At 63.9% G+C, this 16,387-nt stretch carries 16 protein-coding genes; 12 read left to right on the top strand and 4 right to left on the bottom strand.

Annotated elements, in window-relative coordinates:
• Nucleotides 1-18: 18 nt before the first annotated feature.
• On the bottom strand, nucleotides 19-1,833 hold the full coding sequence (gene uvrC, locus DAES_RS06190) for an excinuclease ABC subunit UvrC (RefSeq protein ID WP_013514178.1): 1,815 nt from the start codon (nucleotides 1,831-1,833) through the stop codon (nucleotides 19-21).
• 274 nt (nucleotides 1,834-2,107) lie between these two features.
• On the opposite strand from uvrC, the gene DAES_RS06185 reads away from it, so the two are divergent.
• From DAES_RS06185 to DAES_RS06130, 12 genes are all read left to right on the top strand, one after another.
• On the top strand, nucleotides 2,108-3,514 hold the full coding sequence (locus DAES_RS06185; protein WP_013514177.1) for an outer membrane homotrimeric porin: 1,407 nt from the start codon (nucleotides 2,108-2,110) through the stop codon (nucleotides 3,512-3,514).
• A 230-nt stretch (nucleotides 3,515-3,744) separates the two neighbouring features.
• Nucleotides 3,745-5,049: a histidinol dehydrogenase gene (gene hisD / locus DAES_RS06180; RefSeq protein WP_013514176.1), complete on the top strand. Its 1,305-nt coding sequence runs from the start codon at nucleotides 3,745-3,747 to the stop codon at nucleotides 5,047-5,049.
• A 28-nt stretch (nucleotides 5,050-5,077) separates the two neighbouring features.
• Nucleotides 5,078-5,974, top strand: coding sequence for a phosphoribosylaminoimidazolesuccinocarboxamide synthase (locus tag DAES_RS06175; RefSeq protein ID WP_013514175.1), 897 nt, complete (start codon nucleotides 5,078-5,080; stop codon nucleotides 5,972-5,974).
• A 298-nt stretch (nucleotides 5,975-6,272) separates the two neighbouring features.
• Nucleotides 6,273-6,563, top strand: coding sequence for a 30S ribosomal protein S6 (gene rpsF / locus DAES_RS06170; protein WP_041271369.1), 291 nt, complete (start codon nucleotides 6,273-6,275; stop codon nucleotides 6,561-6,563).
• Nucleotides 6,564-6,574: 11 nt separating this feature from the next.
• Nucleotides 6,575-6,838, top strand: a complete 264-nt coding sequence (gene rpsR, locus DAES_RS06165; protein WP_013514173.1) for a 30S ribosomal protein S18 — start codon at nucleotides 6,575-6,577, stop codon at nucleotides 6,836-6,838.
• An 11-nt stretch (nucleotides 6,839-6,849) separates the two neighbouring features.
• On the top strand, nucleotides 6,850-7,383 hold the full coding sequence (rplI, locus tag DAES_RS06160) for a 50S ribosomal protein L9 (protein ID WP_013514172.1): 534 nt from the start codon (nucleotides 6,850-6,852) through the stop codon (nucleotides 7,381-7,383).
• A complete protein-coding gene (dnaB, locus tag DAES_RS06155) occupies nucleotides 7,346-8,791 on the top strand; it encodes a replicative DNA helicase (RefSeq protein WP_013514171.1) in 1,446 nt (481 codons plus the stop codon). The genes rplI and dnaB overlap by 38 nt, the downstream gene beginning before the upstream one ends.
• Nucleotides 8,792-8,810: 19 nt before the next feature.
• Entirely contained in the window at nucleotides 8,811-10,100 is a 1,290-nt protein-coding gene (locus DAES_RS06150) for a phenylacetate--CoA ligase family protein (protein WP_041271664.1), read from the top strand.
• Nucleotides 10,101-10,103: 3 nt separating this feature from the next.
• A complete protein-coding gene (locus tag DAES_RS06145) occupies nucleotides 10,104-10,601 on the top strand; it encodes a DUF456 domain-containing protein (protein WP_013514169.1) in 498 nt (165 codons plus the stop codon).
• Nucleotides 10,602-10,726: 125 nt separating this feature from the next.
• Nucleotides 10,727-12,175, top strand: a complete 1,449-nt coding sequence (thrC, locus tag DAES_RS06140; RefSeq protein WP_013514168.1) for a threonine synthase — start codon at nucleotides 10,727-10,729, stop codon at nucleotides 12,173-12,175.
• 8 nt (nucleotides 12,176-12,183) lie between these two features.
• Nucleotides 12,184-12,933: a TlyA family RNA methyltransferase gene (locus DAES_RS06135; RefSeq protein WP_013514167.1), complete on the top strand. Its 750-nt coding sequence runs from the start codon at nucleotides 12,184-12,186 to the stop codon at nucleotides 12,931-12,933.
• A 59-nt stretch (nucleotides 12,934-12,992) separates the two neighbouring features.
• A complete protein-coding gene (locus DAES_RS06130; protein WP_013514166.1) occupies nucleotides 12,993-13,889 on the top strand; it encodes a DMT family transporter in 897 nt (298 codons plus the stop codon).
• Nucleotides 13,890-13,904: 15 nt separating this feature from the next.
• Here DAES_RS06130 and DAES_RS06125 read toward each other — a convergent pair whose 3' ends face one another.
• From DAES_RS06125 to DAES_RS06115, 3 genes are all read right to left on the bottom strand, one after another.
• The gene (locus tag DAES_RS06125; protein WP_013514165.1) at nucleotides 13,905-14,762 is read right to left on the bottom strand and encodes a rhodanese-like domain-containing protein; all 858 of its coding nucleotides are present in this window, start codon (nucleotides 14,760-14,762) and stop codon (nucleotides 13,905-13,907) included.
• 136 nt (nucleotides 14,763-14,898) lie between these two features.
• Entirely contained in the window at nucleotides 14,899-15,633 is a 735-nt protein-coding gene (locus DAES_RS06120; protein ID WP_013514164.1) for a cobalt transporter, read from the bottom strand.
• On the bottom strand, nucleotides 15,630-16,370 hold the full coding sequence (locus DAES_RS06115) for an energy-coupling factor ABC transporter ATP-binding protein (RefSeq protein ID WP_013514163.1): 741 nt from the start codon (nucleotides 16,368-16,370) through the stop codon (nucleotides 15,630-15,632). The genes DAES_RS06120 and DAES_RS06115 overlap by 4 nt, the downstream gene beginning before the upstream one ends.
• Between the last annotated feature and the right edge of the window lie 17 nt (nucleotides 16,371-16,387).

The following is a 16,387-nucleotide window of genomic DNA, read 5'->3' as shown; positions in this document are numbered from 1 at the left end:
CTGCCGGTCCAGGCCCGCCTACCCCGTCGCCCTGAGCTTTTGCAGGGCCGCGTGGATCAGCTCCGCCTTTTTCCCGCCGATGCCGGGCAGGGCGCGGATGGCCTGGGGATCAGCCGCCAGCATGGCGTCGAGCGACTCGAACCGATCCCACAACAGCCGCGCCGTCTTCGGCCCGATGCCCGGCAGCAAGGTCAGCTCGCTTTGCAGCACCGTCTTCTTGCGCGCGATGCGCTGCCTGCCGAGCACGAAACGGTGGGCCGTATCGCGCACCATCTGCAAAAACAACAATTCAGCGCTGCCGGGTTTCAGCGGCATGGGATTCTTGCGCCCCGGCCTGAAGACCACATCCTCCAGCTCGCCCGCCCGGCGCGACGGCCCCTTGGCGATGGCAACCAGCTCCCAGCAGGTCTCTTCAACGCATTCGCTCAAGGCCCGCTCCACGGCGGCCAGCTGCCCCCTGCCGCCGTCGATGAGCACCAGATCGGGCCACGGCGGGCCAGACTCCACCCGCCTGCGCGCCCAGGCGGCCAGGGCCGCGTAGTCGTCGCCCGTCCCTTCCAGGTCGGGAAAGGCGTAGAGCCTTGATGCTTCCCTGTCGCGCCGCCCGGCCTCGAACACCACCTGCCCCACGCGCATGTCGCTGCCGCCCAGGTGCGAGGCGTCCACGCACTCGATGCGCTCCGGCTCGGCGGGCAGGTTGAGGGCGCGGGCCAGCCGGGCCGAGATGGAATCCCTGCGCTGACGAGCCTGCCGGGCCACGTCGCGGGCCAATTCCAGCAGTTTCTTCTCCTGCGTTGTCCGGGGCAGGACGAGGCGCACCGGGCCGGTGCGCCGCTCGGCCAGCACCTCGGCCACCAGCGGCTCCACCATCTCATAGGGAACAATAATCATCGGCGGGATAAACCGGGCCGCGCCGTAGAACTGCATCACAAAACTCTGGATCACCTCCGGCCCCTCGTCCAGGGTCAACCCCGGCCAGAAGAACTGCTTTTCGTCCAGGAGTCTGCCCTGGCGGATGAAGAGCAGACCGAGCCCCAGGCCACTCTCGCTGGCGGCCAGCCCCAGCACGTCGCGGTCGCGGGTGTCGTGACACACGGCCACCTGTCCTTCCACAGTCTGCCGCACCGCCCGGATCTGGTCGCGCAAGAGCGCCGCCTGCTCGTACTCCATGGCCGCCGAGGCTTCGGCCATGCGCTTCTCCAGGGTGGTCAGCAGCTCGCCCGACTTGCCGGAGAGGAGCATCTCCACGCGCCGGACCATATCCTTGTACACGGCCCGGTCCACATTGAGCACGCACGGCGCGAGGCACTGATGCAGATGGTGATAGAGGCACGGCCTGACCCGGTTGCGGAAGACATGGTCCGAGCACTTGCGCAAGGGAAAGACCTTGCCCAGCAGCTTCCAGGTGGTCCTGGCCGCCGCGCCCGAAGTGAACGGCCCGAAATAGACCGACCCGTCGCGCACCACCTTGCGGGTCACGGACAGCCTGGGGAATTCGGCCTTCCGGTCCAGCCGGAAGAGCACATACTGCTTGTCGTCCTTGAGGACCACGTTGTAGCGGGGCCGGTGCTTCTTGATCAGCCCCTCCTCCAGGAGCAGGGCCTCCTTCTCGGTCCCGGTCAGCAGCACGTCCACCGCGCACACTTGCCCGACCAGGGCCAGGGTCTTGGGGGTCAGCCCAGAGCTTTTCTGAAAGTACGAGGCCAGCCGCCGCCTGAGCCGCTTGGCCTTGCCCACATAGATGATCCGCCCGCGCGCGTTCTTCATCAGATACACACCCGGCGAGTCGGGATAGTCGGCGGCAAAAAATTTGAACTCCTGGGTCACGGCCATGTGGTTTTTCTTGGACTCCCTTTGGATTTTTACGCAGCATATCCCAAAATGCGCTGGTGATCACAGGAAAATTTGTGTGTTAAAAATATAATTATTTTAAATAGTTATGCCGTAAAGTTTCACTTTGAAATCATCCCGGAAACACACGGTAAAAAAATTTTGACCAACATCGTCTTTTTCGGCCAAAACCCCTTGCCAAGACGCGCCATGCTGTTGTAGAAGGGTTGCCAGTAACGGTGTTCACTTGGGTTAACCGCAAAAAAGGAAGAAAACAATGAAACGTCTTATCATCCTCGCCGTGCTGTGCGCCTTTGTGCTCAGCGCTGCCGTGGCCTCCGCCGCCGACATCAAAGCGTCCGGCGCCTGGGTCGTTGAGGCCAACTGGAATTCCAACTGGGCCTTCAACAAAGATGTAGCCGGCGCGTCCAACGGTGCTGCTTTCGCTGTCTCCCAGCGCGCCACCACCACCTTCGAGTTCATCGCCAACGAGAACCTGAAGGGCGTCCTCCAGACCCGTTACGGCACTGAGCAGTGGGGCCAGAAAAGCTTCGCCATCGGCTCTGGCGACTCCGGCACCAACGACAACACCCAGAACCGCATCACCGTGCGTCAGGCCTACATCGACTTCAACTGGCCCGACACCACCGTGCATGTCCGCGCTGGTTACCAGGGCATCTCCCTGCCTGCTGCCTTTGGCGGCGGCTCCCTGGTCCTGGACGAAGAGATCGGCGCTGCCGTTGTCTCCGGCTCCATGACCGACAACGTCGGCTACCTGGTCGGCTACGCCCGCGCTGCTGACGGCGGTGCCAACACCAATGCCTACATTGACGCTTACGTTGCCGCCCTGCCGATGAGCTTCGAAGGTTTCTCCTTCGCTCCCTTCGGCATGTACGCTCCGATCGGCGACGCCACGACCGCCACCTCCCTGATCGGCTCCAAGATGCAGGGTCTGGCTGCCAACAACGCCACCGACGTGACCGATGGTTCCTTTGACAACGCCTACTGGCTGGGCGCTGCCTTCACCATGGACCTGTTTGATCCCTTCGTCCTGATGGCCGACGTGAACTACGGCACTGTCAAGTCCAGCCGTTCCCAGAACGACCGTTCCGGCTGGCTGTTCGACGCCGCCCTGGAATACAAGGGCTTTGACTTCATGACCCCCGAGCTGTTCTTCGTCTACACCTCTGGTGAAGATGGAAACTCCTCCAAGGGCAATGGCTCCTCCGAGCGCATGCCTGTCCTGGCCGCCCAGAACTGGGCCATCGGCTCCTTCTTCTTCGGTGGTGACCGTCTGCTCATGGGTTCCATCCAGGAGACCAACGACTACATGGGCTTCTGGGCCCTGGGCCTGTCCCTCAAGGACATCCAGTCCTTTGCTGAAGGCCTGACCCACGACGTGCACTTGATCTACGCCAGGGGTACCAACGACAAGAATTCCTTGGACGTTACCGGCGCTGGTGGTTCCAACCACAACTTCACGTACGGTCGTTCCCTCACCGAGAAGGACACCCTGTACGAAATCGACTTCAACACCGGTTACAAGCTGTACGACGAGCTGACCCTGTCCCTGGACCTGGGTTACCTCAACTTGGACACCAAGGAATCCCGTTGGAACAACGTGTCTGGCATGAAGGGCGGCGACGCCTGGAAGATCAGCACCGGTGTGGCCTACAAGTTCTAGTCTGATCCTCTAGACAGACACAATCGACCCAAGTGACACCTGGGGCCGGGGAGTGCAAACCCCGGCCCCTTTCATTTGCCCGGCATCCGTCGCCATTGCCGCCCTCGGCTTGCACCCCTCCCCGCTTCTGGTGCTCGACTTTCCAGCCCTGGTCGGCTATATTATTGTCCCTTGACTGACGCTGCCGTGCCCGGTGCGGCCTGTCGCCATAAGCCATTGCCGAGGTCTTCATGCCGTGCAGAACCCTTGACTATACAAACCTCCAGGACTGGCCCGCCATCGCCACTTGGCTTGACCGGCGCAAAGACCCGGACACCACTGTGGACGGAATCGTCCGGGACATCCTCGCCGCGGTGAAAGACCGGGGCAACGACGCCCTGGTGGAGTACACCCGCACATTCGACTGCCCGAACTTCGACGGCTCCATGCTGCGCGTCCCCAAGGAGGCCATCGACGCAGCCCTGGCCGATCTGCCCAGGGCGGACATCGCCATCCTTGAGGAGGCGATCCGCCGGGTGCGCGACTTCCACGCCAACCAGAAGGAAAAATCCTGGTGGACCACCAGCCCGGACGGGACCATCCTGGGCCAGATGGTCCGCCCGGTGGACCGGGTGGGCCTCTATGTGCCCGGCGGCCAGGGCGGTGAGACCCCGCTCATCTCCAGCCTGATCATGAACGCCATCCCGGCCCAGGTAGCCGGGGTGGAGTCCATAGCCGTGACCTCGCCGCCGCGCGCCGACGCCACCCTGAACCCCTATATTCTGGCCACCGCCGCCCTGCTCGGCCTGGGTGAAATCCACCTCGCCGGTTCCGCCTGGGCCATCGGCGCACTGGCCTACGGCACGCAGACCATCGCCCCGTGCGACGTGCTTGCCGGGCCGGGCAACATCTTCGTGGCCACGGCCAAATCCCAGCTCATCGGACAGGTGGGCATCGACATGGTGGCCGGGCCAAGCGAGATCGTCATCCTGGCCGACAGCTCCGCCACCCCGGCCTGGCTGGCGGCGGACATGCTCTCCCAGGCCGAGCACGACCCGCTGGCTGCCTCCATCCTCGTCACCCCGGATACCGGGCTGGCCGAAGAAGTGCGCCGGGAACTGACGACCCAGTGCACCGCCCTGCCGCGCGGCCAGATCGCGGCCAAATCCCTGGAATCGTGGGGAGGCGTCATCACGGTGCCGGACCTGACCGCCGGGGCCGAGCTGGTCAACCTGCTGGCCCCCGAACACCTGGAACTCGCCCTGGCCGACCCTTGGACCATGCTCGGCTCCATCCGCCACGCCGGGGCCATCTTCATGGGCCACACCTCGCCAGAACCAGTGGGCGACTACTTTGCCGGACCCAACCATGTCCTGCCCACCCTGCGCACCGTGCGCTTTTCCTCGGCCCTGTCGGTCCAGAATTTCTGCAAGAAATCCAGCGTGATCGCCACAAGCCCCGGCTACGTGGCCGAGCACGGGCACAAGATCGCCCGGCTGGCCCGGCTGGAAGGGCTTGAAGCCCACGCCCGCAGCGTGGAATGCCGCACCAAATAGCCATTACAATTATAGAGAGGGAACACCCATGACCGCCGTGATGGAAACCGATTTCAAGGAATACACGCGCATCTCCAGAGGCAAGGTCCGCGATATCTATGCGATAGATGCCGACACCCTGCTGCTGGTGACCACGGACCGCATCTCCGCCTTTGACGTGGTCATGCCCGACCCCATTGAGGACAAGGGCAAAATCCTCAACCAGATCACCCTGTTCTGGATGGACATGATGCGTGATCTGGTGCCCAACCACATCATCGCCACCAACGTGGACGACTATCCCGAGCCGCTTCGCAAATACAAGGCCGAGTTGCAGGATCGCAGCGTGCTGGTCAAGAGAGCCAAGCCCCTGCCCATCGAGTGCATCGTGCGCGGCTTCATCACCGGCTCAGGCTGGAAGGACTACCAGAAGACTGGGCAGGTCTGCGGCCACGCGCTGCCAGCCAATCTCAAGGAATCCGAGATGCTTGAGACGCCGCTTTTCACCCCCTCCACCAAGGCGGACCTGGGCGACCACGACGAGAACATCACCCTGGACACGGCGGCCCAGCTCATCGGCGCGGACCTGATGCGCACTGTCGAAACCCTGGCCATCGCCATCTACAGCCGCGCCCGCGACTACGCCCGGCTGCGCGGCATCATCATCGCGGACACCAAGTTCGAGTTCGGCATGGTCGGCGACCAGCTCATCCTCATCGACGAGGTGCTGACCCCGGACTCGTCGCGCTTCTGGCCTGTGGAAGGATACGCGCCCGGCGCGTCGCAGCCGAGCTTTGACAAGCAGTATTTCCGCGACTGGCTGGAGGAGATCGGCTTCAACAAGCAGCCCCCGGCCCCGCGCGTGCCGCCGGAGATCGCCGAGAGCACCCGCGCCAAGTACATGGAAGCATACGCCCTGCTCACGGGCGGGGAACTCAAGCTTTAGGAGGCCCGTCATGCCCGAATGGCTCCAACTCGTCGGTCTGGTCGTCCTCGGCCTCGTTTTCGGTCGCTTCGTCCGAGGCAAACTCGGCGGCGGCTGAGGCCCGAGCAACAACTCGTGCGGCTGGAAGCCGCCCAAATCCGGGAAATCCGAAGAAAAAGACAAAAAATAGCCGGGACGTCCGCGTCGTGACCCAGGACGATGGGCCACTTGACAGCAGCGCGGAATGAAACTATAAGTCCCCCCTTGCCTTGCTCTCTTCTTTGATTGAGGAGGGCCAATGACCAAAAGGAGTACCATTATGGCTAACAACTACGAGACGCTCGTGCTTCTCTCTCCCGAGTTGGCTGAGGAAAACAGGAAAGGCATCCTGGACCTCCTCACCTCCATCGTGGAGCGCGAAGGCGGCAACATGGTCGAAACCGACGACTGGGGCCTGCGCCAGCTGGCCTACCCTGTCCAGAAGCAGACCCGCGGATACTATGTGCGACTGGTCTATGACGCCCCCGGAAATCTGGTGGCCGAGCTTGAACGCAACATCCGCATCACCGACGGCATCTTCAAGTTCATGACCGTCAAACTGGCTGCCTAGGAGGTTTCACCATGGCATTTCGCAAGAAATTCACCCCGAGGAAGAAGTTCTGCCGCTTCTGCGCGGACCAGGAACTGCCCCTTGACTACAAGCGCACCGACATCCTTCGTGATTTCGTGACCGAGCGCGGCAAGATCATTGCCCGCCGCATCACCGGCACCTGCGCCAAGCATCAGCGCCGACTGACCAACGAGATCAAGCGCGCCCGTCAAATGGCCCTTCTGTTCTACACCACCGTTCACAGCACCGATGTGAAGAAACGGAGCTCCATGTAGGAGGAGGACTGATGAAACTTATATTACGCGCTGATGTCGATGCCCTGGGTCGGCTCGGAGAAATCGTTACTGTCAAGGCCGGCTATGGCCGCAACTACCTGATCCCTCAGGGACTTGCCAAGCCCGCCACCCCCGCCAACCTCAAGGCTTTTGAGCTCGAGCGCCGCAAGCTGCAGGAGAATGCCAATTCCCTGCGCGCCCAGGCCCAGGGCCTGGCCGATCGCATCGCCGCCACGCCCCTCACCATCGAAGTGCGCGTGGGCGAAGGCGACAAGCTCTACGGTTCGGTCACGTCCACCAACATCGGCGACGTGCTTGAGGCCGCAGGCATCAACATCGACCGCAGGAAGATCGTCCTGTCCGACCCCATCCGCTCGCTTGGCGAGTACGAGGTCGAGGTCAAGCTGCACCCCGACGTTCACGGCGAGCTGAAGCTCTCTGTCGTCCGCCACGGCGCTTCCATCATCGAAGAAACTGCTCCGGCGGCCAAGGGATCCGTTGCTAAAGATGCACAGTCCGAAGACGCCGAAACAGCAGAGGCCTAGAGCAGGCCAGTACGACTCACATTCGGAAGAGGCCCTAGAAAGGGCCTCTTCCGATCTCTTACGCAAACTCCCCCCACAGAATCTCGAAGCGGAACAAGCTGTTATAGGCGGCGTGTTCCAGTCAAACACCATGTTCCACGAACTGGTGGACATCATTGACGCCGACGATTTCTACTCCCCGGCGCACCGGACCATCTTCCAGGCCTTCATCGAACTCTACAACAGGCAAAAACCCATCGATCTGGTCACGGTCAAGGACCAGCTCGAAACCTCGGGCACCCTTGAGACCATCGGCGGCCCGGTCTATCTCTTCGAGCTGGCGGACTCGGTGTTCAGCGCGGCCAACGCCATGCACCACGCCAAGATCGTCCGCGACAAGGCGATCCTGCGCCGCCTCATCGACGCCTCAAGCACCATCATCACCAACTGCTACGAGGCGGGCGATGTCGATGAACTGCTGGGCGAATCCGAAAAGCAGATATTCAACATCGCCCAGTCCAAGGGCAACGCCAACCAGATCGACAGCAAGCGGCTGCTCGACCGGGTGTTCGAGGACCTGACCCGAAAATACGAGAACAAGTCGGCCATCACCGGCATCGCCACCCACTACCACGCCTTTGACGCCATGACCGCCGGGCTCCAGAAGTCGGATCTGATCATCATGGCCGGGCGTCCCTCCATGGGCAAGACCGCCTTTGCCCTCAATGTGGCCCTGCGCGCCGCGGCCCGGTCCGAGACCCCCACGGTCATCTTTTCCCTCGAAATGAGCATGGAGCAGCTCATGACCCGCCTGCTGGCAGTGCAGGCCAAGGTGGGGCTGCAAAACCTGCGTACCGGCTACCTCGACGACCAGGACTGGCAAAAACTCTACGCCGCGGGCGACATTCTGTCCCAGGCCCCCATCTTCATCGACGACACGCCCGCCCTCTCCACCCTGGAACTCCAGGCGCGCTGCCGCCGCCTCAAGGCCGAGCACAACCTCGGGCTGGTCATCGTGGACTACCTCCAGCTCATGCGCGCCAGCAACCGCACCGACTCGCGCGAGCAGGAGATCTCGGAAATCTCCCGGAGCATGAAGGCCCTGGCCAAGGAACTCAACCTTCCGGTCATCGCCCTCTCCCAGCTCAACCGCAAGGTGGAGGAGCGCACGGACAAGCGGCCCATGATGGCCGACCTGCGCGAATCGGGCGCCATTGAGCAGGACGCGGACATCATCGTCTTCCTCTACCGCGACGCCGCCTACAACAAGAGCGAGGACAACCCGCTGAAAAACCATGCGGAAATCATCATCGCTAAGCAGCGTAACGGCCCTGTGGGCAAGTGTGAACTCTTCTTCCAGAAGGAATTCACCCTGTTCGAAAACATGGACGCCACCCCGTATCCCTCGGAACTCCCGGAAGGGATCTAACTCCAACCCAATGAAAAACATGTATTTCGATTCAGTTGAAGCCATGGACCGCGCAGACCTGGAAGCACTCCAGGCCCGGCGACTCAGAGACACCCTTGCCATCGCCCGCCAATCGCCCTTCTACAAGGAGCGCTTGGCCGGATTTGATGCCGAGAGCATCCGCACCCCTGCCGACATCACTTCGTTGCCCTTCACCACCAAGGACGACCTGCGCAGCCAGTATCCCTGCGGCATGCTCGCCCGGCCTCTGGAGGATTTCGTCCGGCTGCACGCCTCGTCCGGCACCACGGGCACGCCCACGGCGGTCTTCTACACCCAGAAGGATCTCGAGACCTGGGCAGACCTCATGGCGCGCTCCATGTACGCCTGCGGCTGCCGCAGGTCCGACGTGCTCCAGAACATGTCCGGCTACGGCCTGTTCACGGGCGGGCTGGGCATCCACTACGGGTCCGAGCGTTTGGGCATGCTGACCATCCCGGCGGGCGCGGGCAACACCCGGCGACAGATCAAGCTCATCCGCGACTTCAACGTCACGGTCATGCACATCATCCCCTCCTTTGCCCTCTATTTCGCCCAGAAGGTGCGCGAGGAAGGGTTCGACACCGCGGACATGCCCTGGCGCATCGCCCTCATCGGCGCGGAGCCGCACACCGAGGAGGCCCGACGCAAGATCGAGGAGATGATGCACATCAAGGCGTACAACTCCTACGGCCTGTCCGAAATGAACGGCCCGGGCGTGGCCTTCGAGTGTCTGCACCAGACCGGCATGCACCTCTGGGAGGACGCCTACATCGCCGAGATCATCAACCCCGAGACTGGCGAACACGTGGCCGAAGGCGAGATCGGAGAGTTGGTCATGACCACCCTGACCCGCGAGGGCATGCCCATCATCCGCTACCGCACCCGCGACCTGACCCGCTTCATTCCGGGCCAGTGCGCCTGTGGCCGCACCCATCGCCGCATCGACCGCATCGCGGGCCGGGCCGACGACATGATCATCCTCAAGGGCGTGAACATCTACCCCATGCAGATCGAGCAGTGCCTGATGGCCATGCCCGAGGTGGGCCAGAACTACCTCATCGAGCTGGTGACCGAGGGCGTGTCCGACCAGATGAAGGTCAAGGTGGAGATCAAGAACGAATATTTCGTGGAAGACATGCGCTCGTTGCAGGGGCTTCAGAAACGGATCGCCAAGAACCTGTGCAACGAGATCCTGCTCACCCCGCGCGTGGAGCTGGTCCAGCACGACACCATTCCCAAGGCCGAGGGCAAGGCCGTGCGCGTCATCGACAACCGGAACAAGGACTAACCCGTGGCCTACGTCTGGGCGACCCTCGCCATCCTGTCCCTGCTCCTGTCGCAGGTGCTACAGATCGCCAGCATGCCCGCCAACTGGGTGGCTCTGGGGATCGTGGCCCTGTGGAAATGGCTCCACCCCGCATCCATGGACTGGACCTTCGTCATCATCCTGGCCGTGCTCGCCCTCCTGGCCGAGGTGCTCGAATTCGGCCTCCAGGCATGGGGCGCGGACCGCTACGGCGCAACCCGGCGCGGCAACTTCGGCGGCATTGTCGGGGCCGTGGTCGGCGCCATTCTGGGCGTGCCCTTTCTTTTTGGCCTGGGCGCGCTGCCCGGTGCGCTGGCCGGCGCATACCTCGGCTGCCTGCTGGTGGAGATGCCGGGCCGCAGCCGGACCGAGGCGTTGCGCGCAGCCAAGGGGGCGTTCGTGGGCAAGGCCCTCGGCTTCACGGTCAAGACCGCCGTGGGCGCGGCCATGGTCATCCTCGCCATTCCCCGCATCTGGCCCTGAGCCCCTCCATGGCCTGACAGGCTGCCTTCCCACATTTGGCTTGCGCGACGCCGGGTTTTGAGCGACTTTGTGGGGCCGTTTGCGGCGATCCCAGACCAGAGAACCTCTTTCAGCCGGGTGATGCTATGACTGCCGATCTCTTCCCCACCTATCGCGGACGCATGGAATACTTCTGTCTCGGATGCGGCCAGCGGTACCCCGCCGACGAGTTGTATTACACCTGCCCCGAGTGCGGCGGCGTGTTCCTGCTCGACAACCTCGACTTCAACGAACTGAAGAAGACGCCGGGCGAAGAGTGGCGAAGAATCTTCGACGCGCGCGCTGCCTCCAAGCGCACCGCGCTGCGCGGCGTGTTCCGGTTCTACGAACTGATGGCTCCGGTGCTGGAGGAGGAGGACATAGTCTACCTGGGTGAGGGCAACACCCCGCTGGTGGAATCATCCCCAGGGCTCAACGCGGCCACGGGTCTGCGCACCGCCTACAAGAACGATGGCCAGAACCCGTCCGCGTCTTTCAAGGACCGGGGCATGGCCTGTGGCTTCTCCTACCTGCGCGCCCTCATCCGCAAGCACGGCTGGGACTCCATCCTCACGGTCTGCGCCTCCACGGGCGACACCTCGGCGGCTGCGGCCCTCTACGCCTCTTATGTGGGCGGGGCCATCACCTCGGTGGTCATCCTGCCCCACGGCAAGGTCACCCCGGCCCAGCTCGCCCAGCCGCTCGGCTCGGGCGCGGTGGTGCTCGAAGTGCCGGGCGTGTTCGACGACTGCATGAAGGTGGTCGAGCATCTGGCCGACAACTACCGCGTGGCCCTGCTCAACTCCAAGAACGCCTGGCGCATCCTCGGCCAGGAATCCTACGCCTTTGAGGTCGCCCAGTGGTTCGACTGGGATTTGCGCGACACATGCATCTTCGTGCCCATCGGCAACGCGGGCAACATCACGGCCATCATGGCCGGATTCCTCAAGCTTCACGAACTTGACGTCATCACCAGCCTGCCGCGCATCTTCGGCGTCCAGTCGCACCATGCGGACCCGGTCTACCGCTACTACGCCGTGGACGACCCCAAGGAGCGGCACTACCGCCCCGTGACCGTGACCCCGTCCGTGGCCCAGGCGGCCATGATCGGCAACCCGGTCTCCTTCCCGCGCGTGCGCCACTTTGCCGAGAAATTCGAGGCCGTGGCAGGTGCCGACGCCTTCCAGGTGATCCAGGTGACCGAGCAGCAGATCATGGATTCCATGATCCAGGCCAACCGCAACGGACACATCGCCTGTACCCAGGGTGGCGAATCCTTTGCCGGGGCCAAGCGCGCCCTGGAGCTTGGGCTGGTCTCGCCCGACGAACTGTGCGTGCTCGACTCCACGGCCCACCAGCTCAAGTTTGTGGATTTCCAGACCATGTATTTCGAAAACGCCTTCCCGCCGGAGTTTGAGGTGGTGCCGGACATGGCCCTGGCCAACAAGCCCGCGCTGGTCATCTCGCCCGAGGACAAGGCGCGCCTCTCGCCCGAGGAATTCACCCGGACCACGGCGGAGAACATCGTCGCCCGGCTGGGACTGGAGAAGAAGTAGGACCGGCCATGCCCAAGAAATACCGCGCCGACCATCTGCTGGCGGCATCCGGCCTCGTGGAGAGCCGCGAGAAGGCCAAGCGTCTGATCATGGCAGGCGAGGTCCACTCTCTGGACCGGGGCCAGAAGATCCCGGTGTCCAAACCCGGCCAGCAGTTCGACGAGGACACCGAATTCGTGGTTCCCGGCGATGACTGTTATGTATCGCGCGGGGCGCACAAGCTGCTCACGGCCATTGAGGAGTTCGGCCTCGACTTCGCTGGCGCGGTGGCCCTGGACGCCGGAGCCTCCACCGGCGGCTTCACCGACTGCCTGCTCCAGCACGGAGCGGTGCGCGTCTACGCGGCGGATGTAGGCTACGGCCAGCTCCACGAGAAACTCAGGCAGGACGCCAGGGTCATCAACCTGGAGCGGACCAACGTGCGCCACGCCGGACCGGATCTCATCCCGGAGCCGGTGGATGTGGTGGTGGCTGATGTCTCTTTCATCTCCCTGACCAAGATCCTGCCCGCGTGCCTGCAGTTTCTGCGGCCCGGCGGCGAGGTGGTGGCGCTCATCAAACCGCAGTTCGAACTGGGACCGGGCCAGACCGACAAGGGCGTGGTCCGCGACGAGACCCTGAGACAGAAGGCCGTGGACATGGTGACCGGATTCTGCCGCGACGAGTTGGGATTGACCGTGGCAGGCGTAGTCCCCTCGTGCATTCTCGGCCCCAAGGGCAACCAGGAATATCTGGCCTACATGAAAAGACTTGCCTGATCCCCCGGACCCGGCGTACCAGTCTCGCATCCAACAAATTCAATCCATTCGGGAAGAGCATGTTCCAGGGACTCGTCTACGCCGTCATCTCTGCCGTGGCCTTCGGCTCCCTGGCCGTCCTGGTCAAGCTCGGCTACGACGCGGGCCTTTCGGGCAGCGAGATGATGCAGTACCGCTTCACCTACGCCGTCGTCGTTCTCGGCACGTTCATGCTCCTGCGCGACCGCTCGCTCCTGGTTATCTCCCGCTCCGGGCTGGCCCGGTGCGCCCTGCTCGGCCTGGTCGTCTACTGGCTCCAGACCACATGCTTTGTCCGGGCCCTTGAGACCATACCCGCCTCCACCACCGCGCTGATCCTGTATTTCTACCCGGTGAGCGTGACCCTGCTCTCGGCGGTCTTTCTGGGGATGAAGCTCAATCGCGTGGTGCTCGGCTCGCTGGCCCTGGTGCTTGGCGGCTGCTGCCTCGTGTTCTACGACGCGTTCCTGAAAGAGGCCAACCCGGTGGGGCTACTCTACGCCGTAGGGGCCATGTGCTTCTTTTCCTGCTACCTCCTGCTGGTGCAGGTGCTGCTCAGGAAACTGAAACCCCTGACCGCCACCTTCTACGTCATGTTCTTTGCCGCAATCTCCTTCACCCTGTCCGGCGATCCGGCGGCGTGGCTCTCCCCCACCTGGGAGCGGGTGGTTTTCGGCGTGTCGCTGGGCGTGGTGCCGGGGGTGGTGGCCGTGTCATTCCTCTACATGGCCGTGGAAAAAGTGGGCAGCGCCTATGCCTCGATCTTCTCGTCGGTGGAGCCGGTGGTCACCCTGGCCGGGGCAGCGATCCTGCTCGGCGAACAGGTGGCGCTCCTGCAGATCGGCGGCACAGTCCTGATCATCCTCGGCATCGTGATCCCCAACCTGCGCGCCCTGCTCCTGCGGCGACGGGCGGCCACACTGATCCGGTCGGCCTGACATCCTGCCAGCGGGTTATTCCCCGCGCCTGTCCATGAACCGGGCCAGGAGCTTGAGGTGCGCCTTCTCCTCCCTGGCCAGGGTGGCGAAGACATCACGGGCGTCGTCCCGCTCCGCCCGCCTCCCGCAACGCAGATAGTAGTCCAGGGCCTGCGCCTCGATCATGGACGCGAACTGGAGCACGCCCTGGTCCGCGTCAAAGGCCTCGCCAAAGACATCGAGGTATTCCAGGATGCCCACTCCGCCCTCGGCAACAGCTTCCCCGGCACCGGCTCCGCCCTTGGCACCAGCCCCGGCCAGGGCCACCTCGTCAAAGAGCTTCCGGTCCATCTTCTCGCCCATGAGCTTCTGATAGAGGGCGAACAGGGTGTCCTTGTGACGGTCCTCAAAGCCAGCCAGCTCCATGAACAGCTCAATGCGCTCCAGGGTCTCGGCCAGATCGGCCCGGAGAATGTAGAATTCCTGCAGGATGTTCTCCATGGCGTACGCCTTGAGCACCACCTCCTGCGGCGTCTCCCGGCCCGTGAACTCGACCATGCCGAGCGCTGCGGGGCCAAAGGCCGTCTGCCCCTGCCAGGCCATGATCCCGCCCGCCATGGTGGCCACATCCGCATATCCCTGCCCGTCGAGCAGGCTCGCCGCCGAGTGGCTCCGTCCGCCGGACAGGCAATAGACCAGCACCGGCTTGTCACGGTCGATCTCGTCCAGCCGGTCGAGCAGGTCGGCCAGGGGGACGTGGCGTGCTCCGGGCAGGTGAAACTCCTCGTACTCCCAGCCCTGCCGGACATCGAGCAGGCTGTGGTCCCCTGGCGACCGCCGGTCCAGAAACGCCCTGGCCTGATCAACACTCATGGTCTTCGCGGCTGTGGTCATGGCTCCCTCGGCTGTATGACATCATCGTCGGGAATGGGACGCAACGGGATTGCCCCATTCTCAAAAGGATACGGCACATGGTCCGAGGGCGTCAACTCGCACCACAGGGGGCAACGCCCGTCAGAAATGGGGAGGATTACGGGGAAGGGACGAAAATGACCGGGAAAATCAACCCGGCCAGGGCGCAAATCACCAGCAGACACAGCAGAGTGTCGCGGCTGGTCCAGGAAAAGTCCGGCTCCCAGGCCTCGGGCCGGTCCAGGTTGCGCCCGGCCACGGCCAGGGTCTGGTTCCAGGTCTTCTGGCCCAAGGCGCGGATCACGGCCTGGGGAATCACGACCATGCGCAGGAAAAACCCGCACCGTGGGCATCGGCGGGCCATGGTCTGTCTGACCTGCGAAACCGTGGAGAGACACAGGGGCAGGAAATGAACCATGAGAGCGAGGGAAAGGGCCAGCCGCCATGCCTGTTCGCGCCCGACAACCGGGCGCACAGCCCAGGCCACGGCCATCCCCAGGGCGCGGGCCGACGAGGACAGAGCCAGGAACAGGCCGAGCAGGAGCAGCGCGGCAAGACGGATTGCCAGCTCGCCAGCGCCAGCCGAGATCGCGCCCAGGGGCAGACCGGAGAGCGCGTCAAGCCCGGCCTTGGCCGCCACCCAGAAGACCACGAAGAGGAGAAGACTGCGCACCATGCGCCCGCCAAGGGGGTGGTCCGCGGCCAGGGGTGCGACCAGCGCCAGCAGGACCAACGCGCACGCCCCGGCCTGCGCCGCCCCCACCAGCCACAACACCGGACCAAGAACCAGGGCCGCCCCCAGCTTGAGGCGCGGGTCGAGCCGACGCGCCAAGGCGGCAAGGCCCCGCATCATCGCTCCCCGCCCTCCCACGGCCTGACGCCCTGGCCCGCATTCCACGAGCAGGGCGGACGCACGCCGTGTTCCCGCACCTGGCCCAGCACGTCCTGCGGCGGCCCGGCCAGAGCCAGCCTGCCCGCATCGAGCACGGCCAGTTCATCCACGATGTCCACGAAACATTCCAGATCATGGGACGACACGATCTGGGTCAGCCCGGCCTCGCGGTTTTCCACCAGCAACTTGCGCATCTCGCGCATGCCGGGGTAATCGAGGCCGCTAAACGGCTCGTCAAGGAGCAGGACTTTGGGATCGTCGAGCAGGGCAGCGGCCAGACAGACCTTGCGCTTCATGCCCCAGGACAGGGTCTGGACCGGACGCTCCCAGGCGTCCAGCAGATGAAGCCGCGCTGCCAGCTCCCTGGCCCGGCTCACGGTCCCGGCAGTATGCTGGCGACCCAGCAACAGGTCCTCCTCCACCGTGGCTCCGAGCATCTGGAGGTCCGCGTCCTGCATGACCAGCCGACACAACCCGCGAATGGCCCTGGTCTCGCCCGGACTGACATGGCCGCCCACCGTGACCGTGCCGCCCGTAGGGGTGTACAATCCAGCCATGAGCGCCATGAGAGTGGACTTGCCGCTGCCGTTGGCACCCACCAGCCCGACAAGCCGCCCAGGCCCGGTGGACAGGGACACCGACACAAGTGCGCCCTGCCCTCCGGGATAGGCGTATTCAAGATCGGTCACGCGAATCATGGCAGCTCCTTGTGGCC

Source organism: Pseudodesulfovibrio aespoeensis Aspo-2 (genome assembly GCF_000176915.2).
GTDB classification, from domain to species: Bacteria; Desulfobacterota; Desulfovibrionia; order Desulfovibrionales; family Desulfovibrionaceae; genus Pseudodesulfovibrio; species Pseudodesulfovibrio aespoeensis.
Note: the sequence above shows the minus strand (reverse complement) of the source record. Positions and strands in the feature narration are given on the sequence as shown.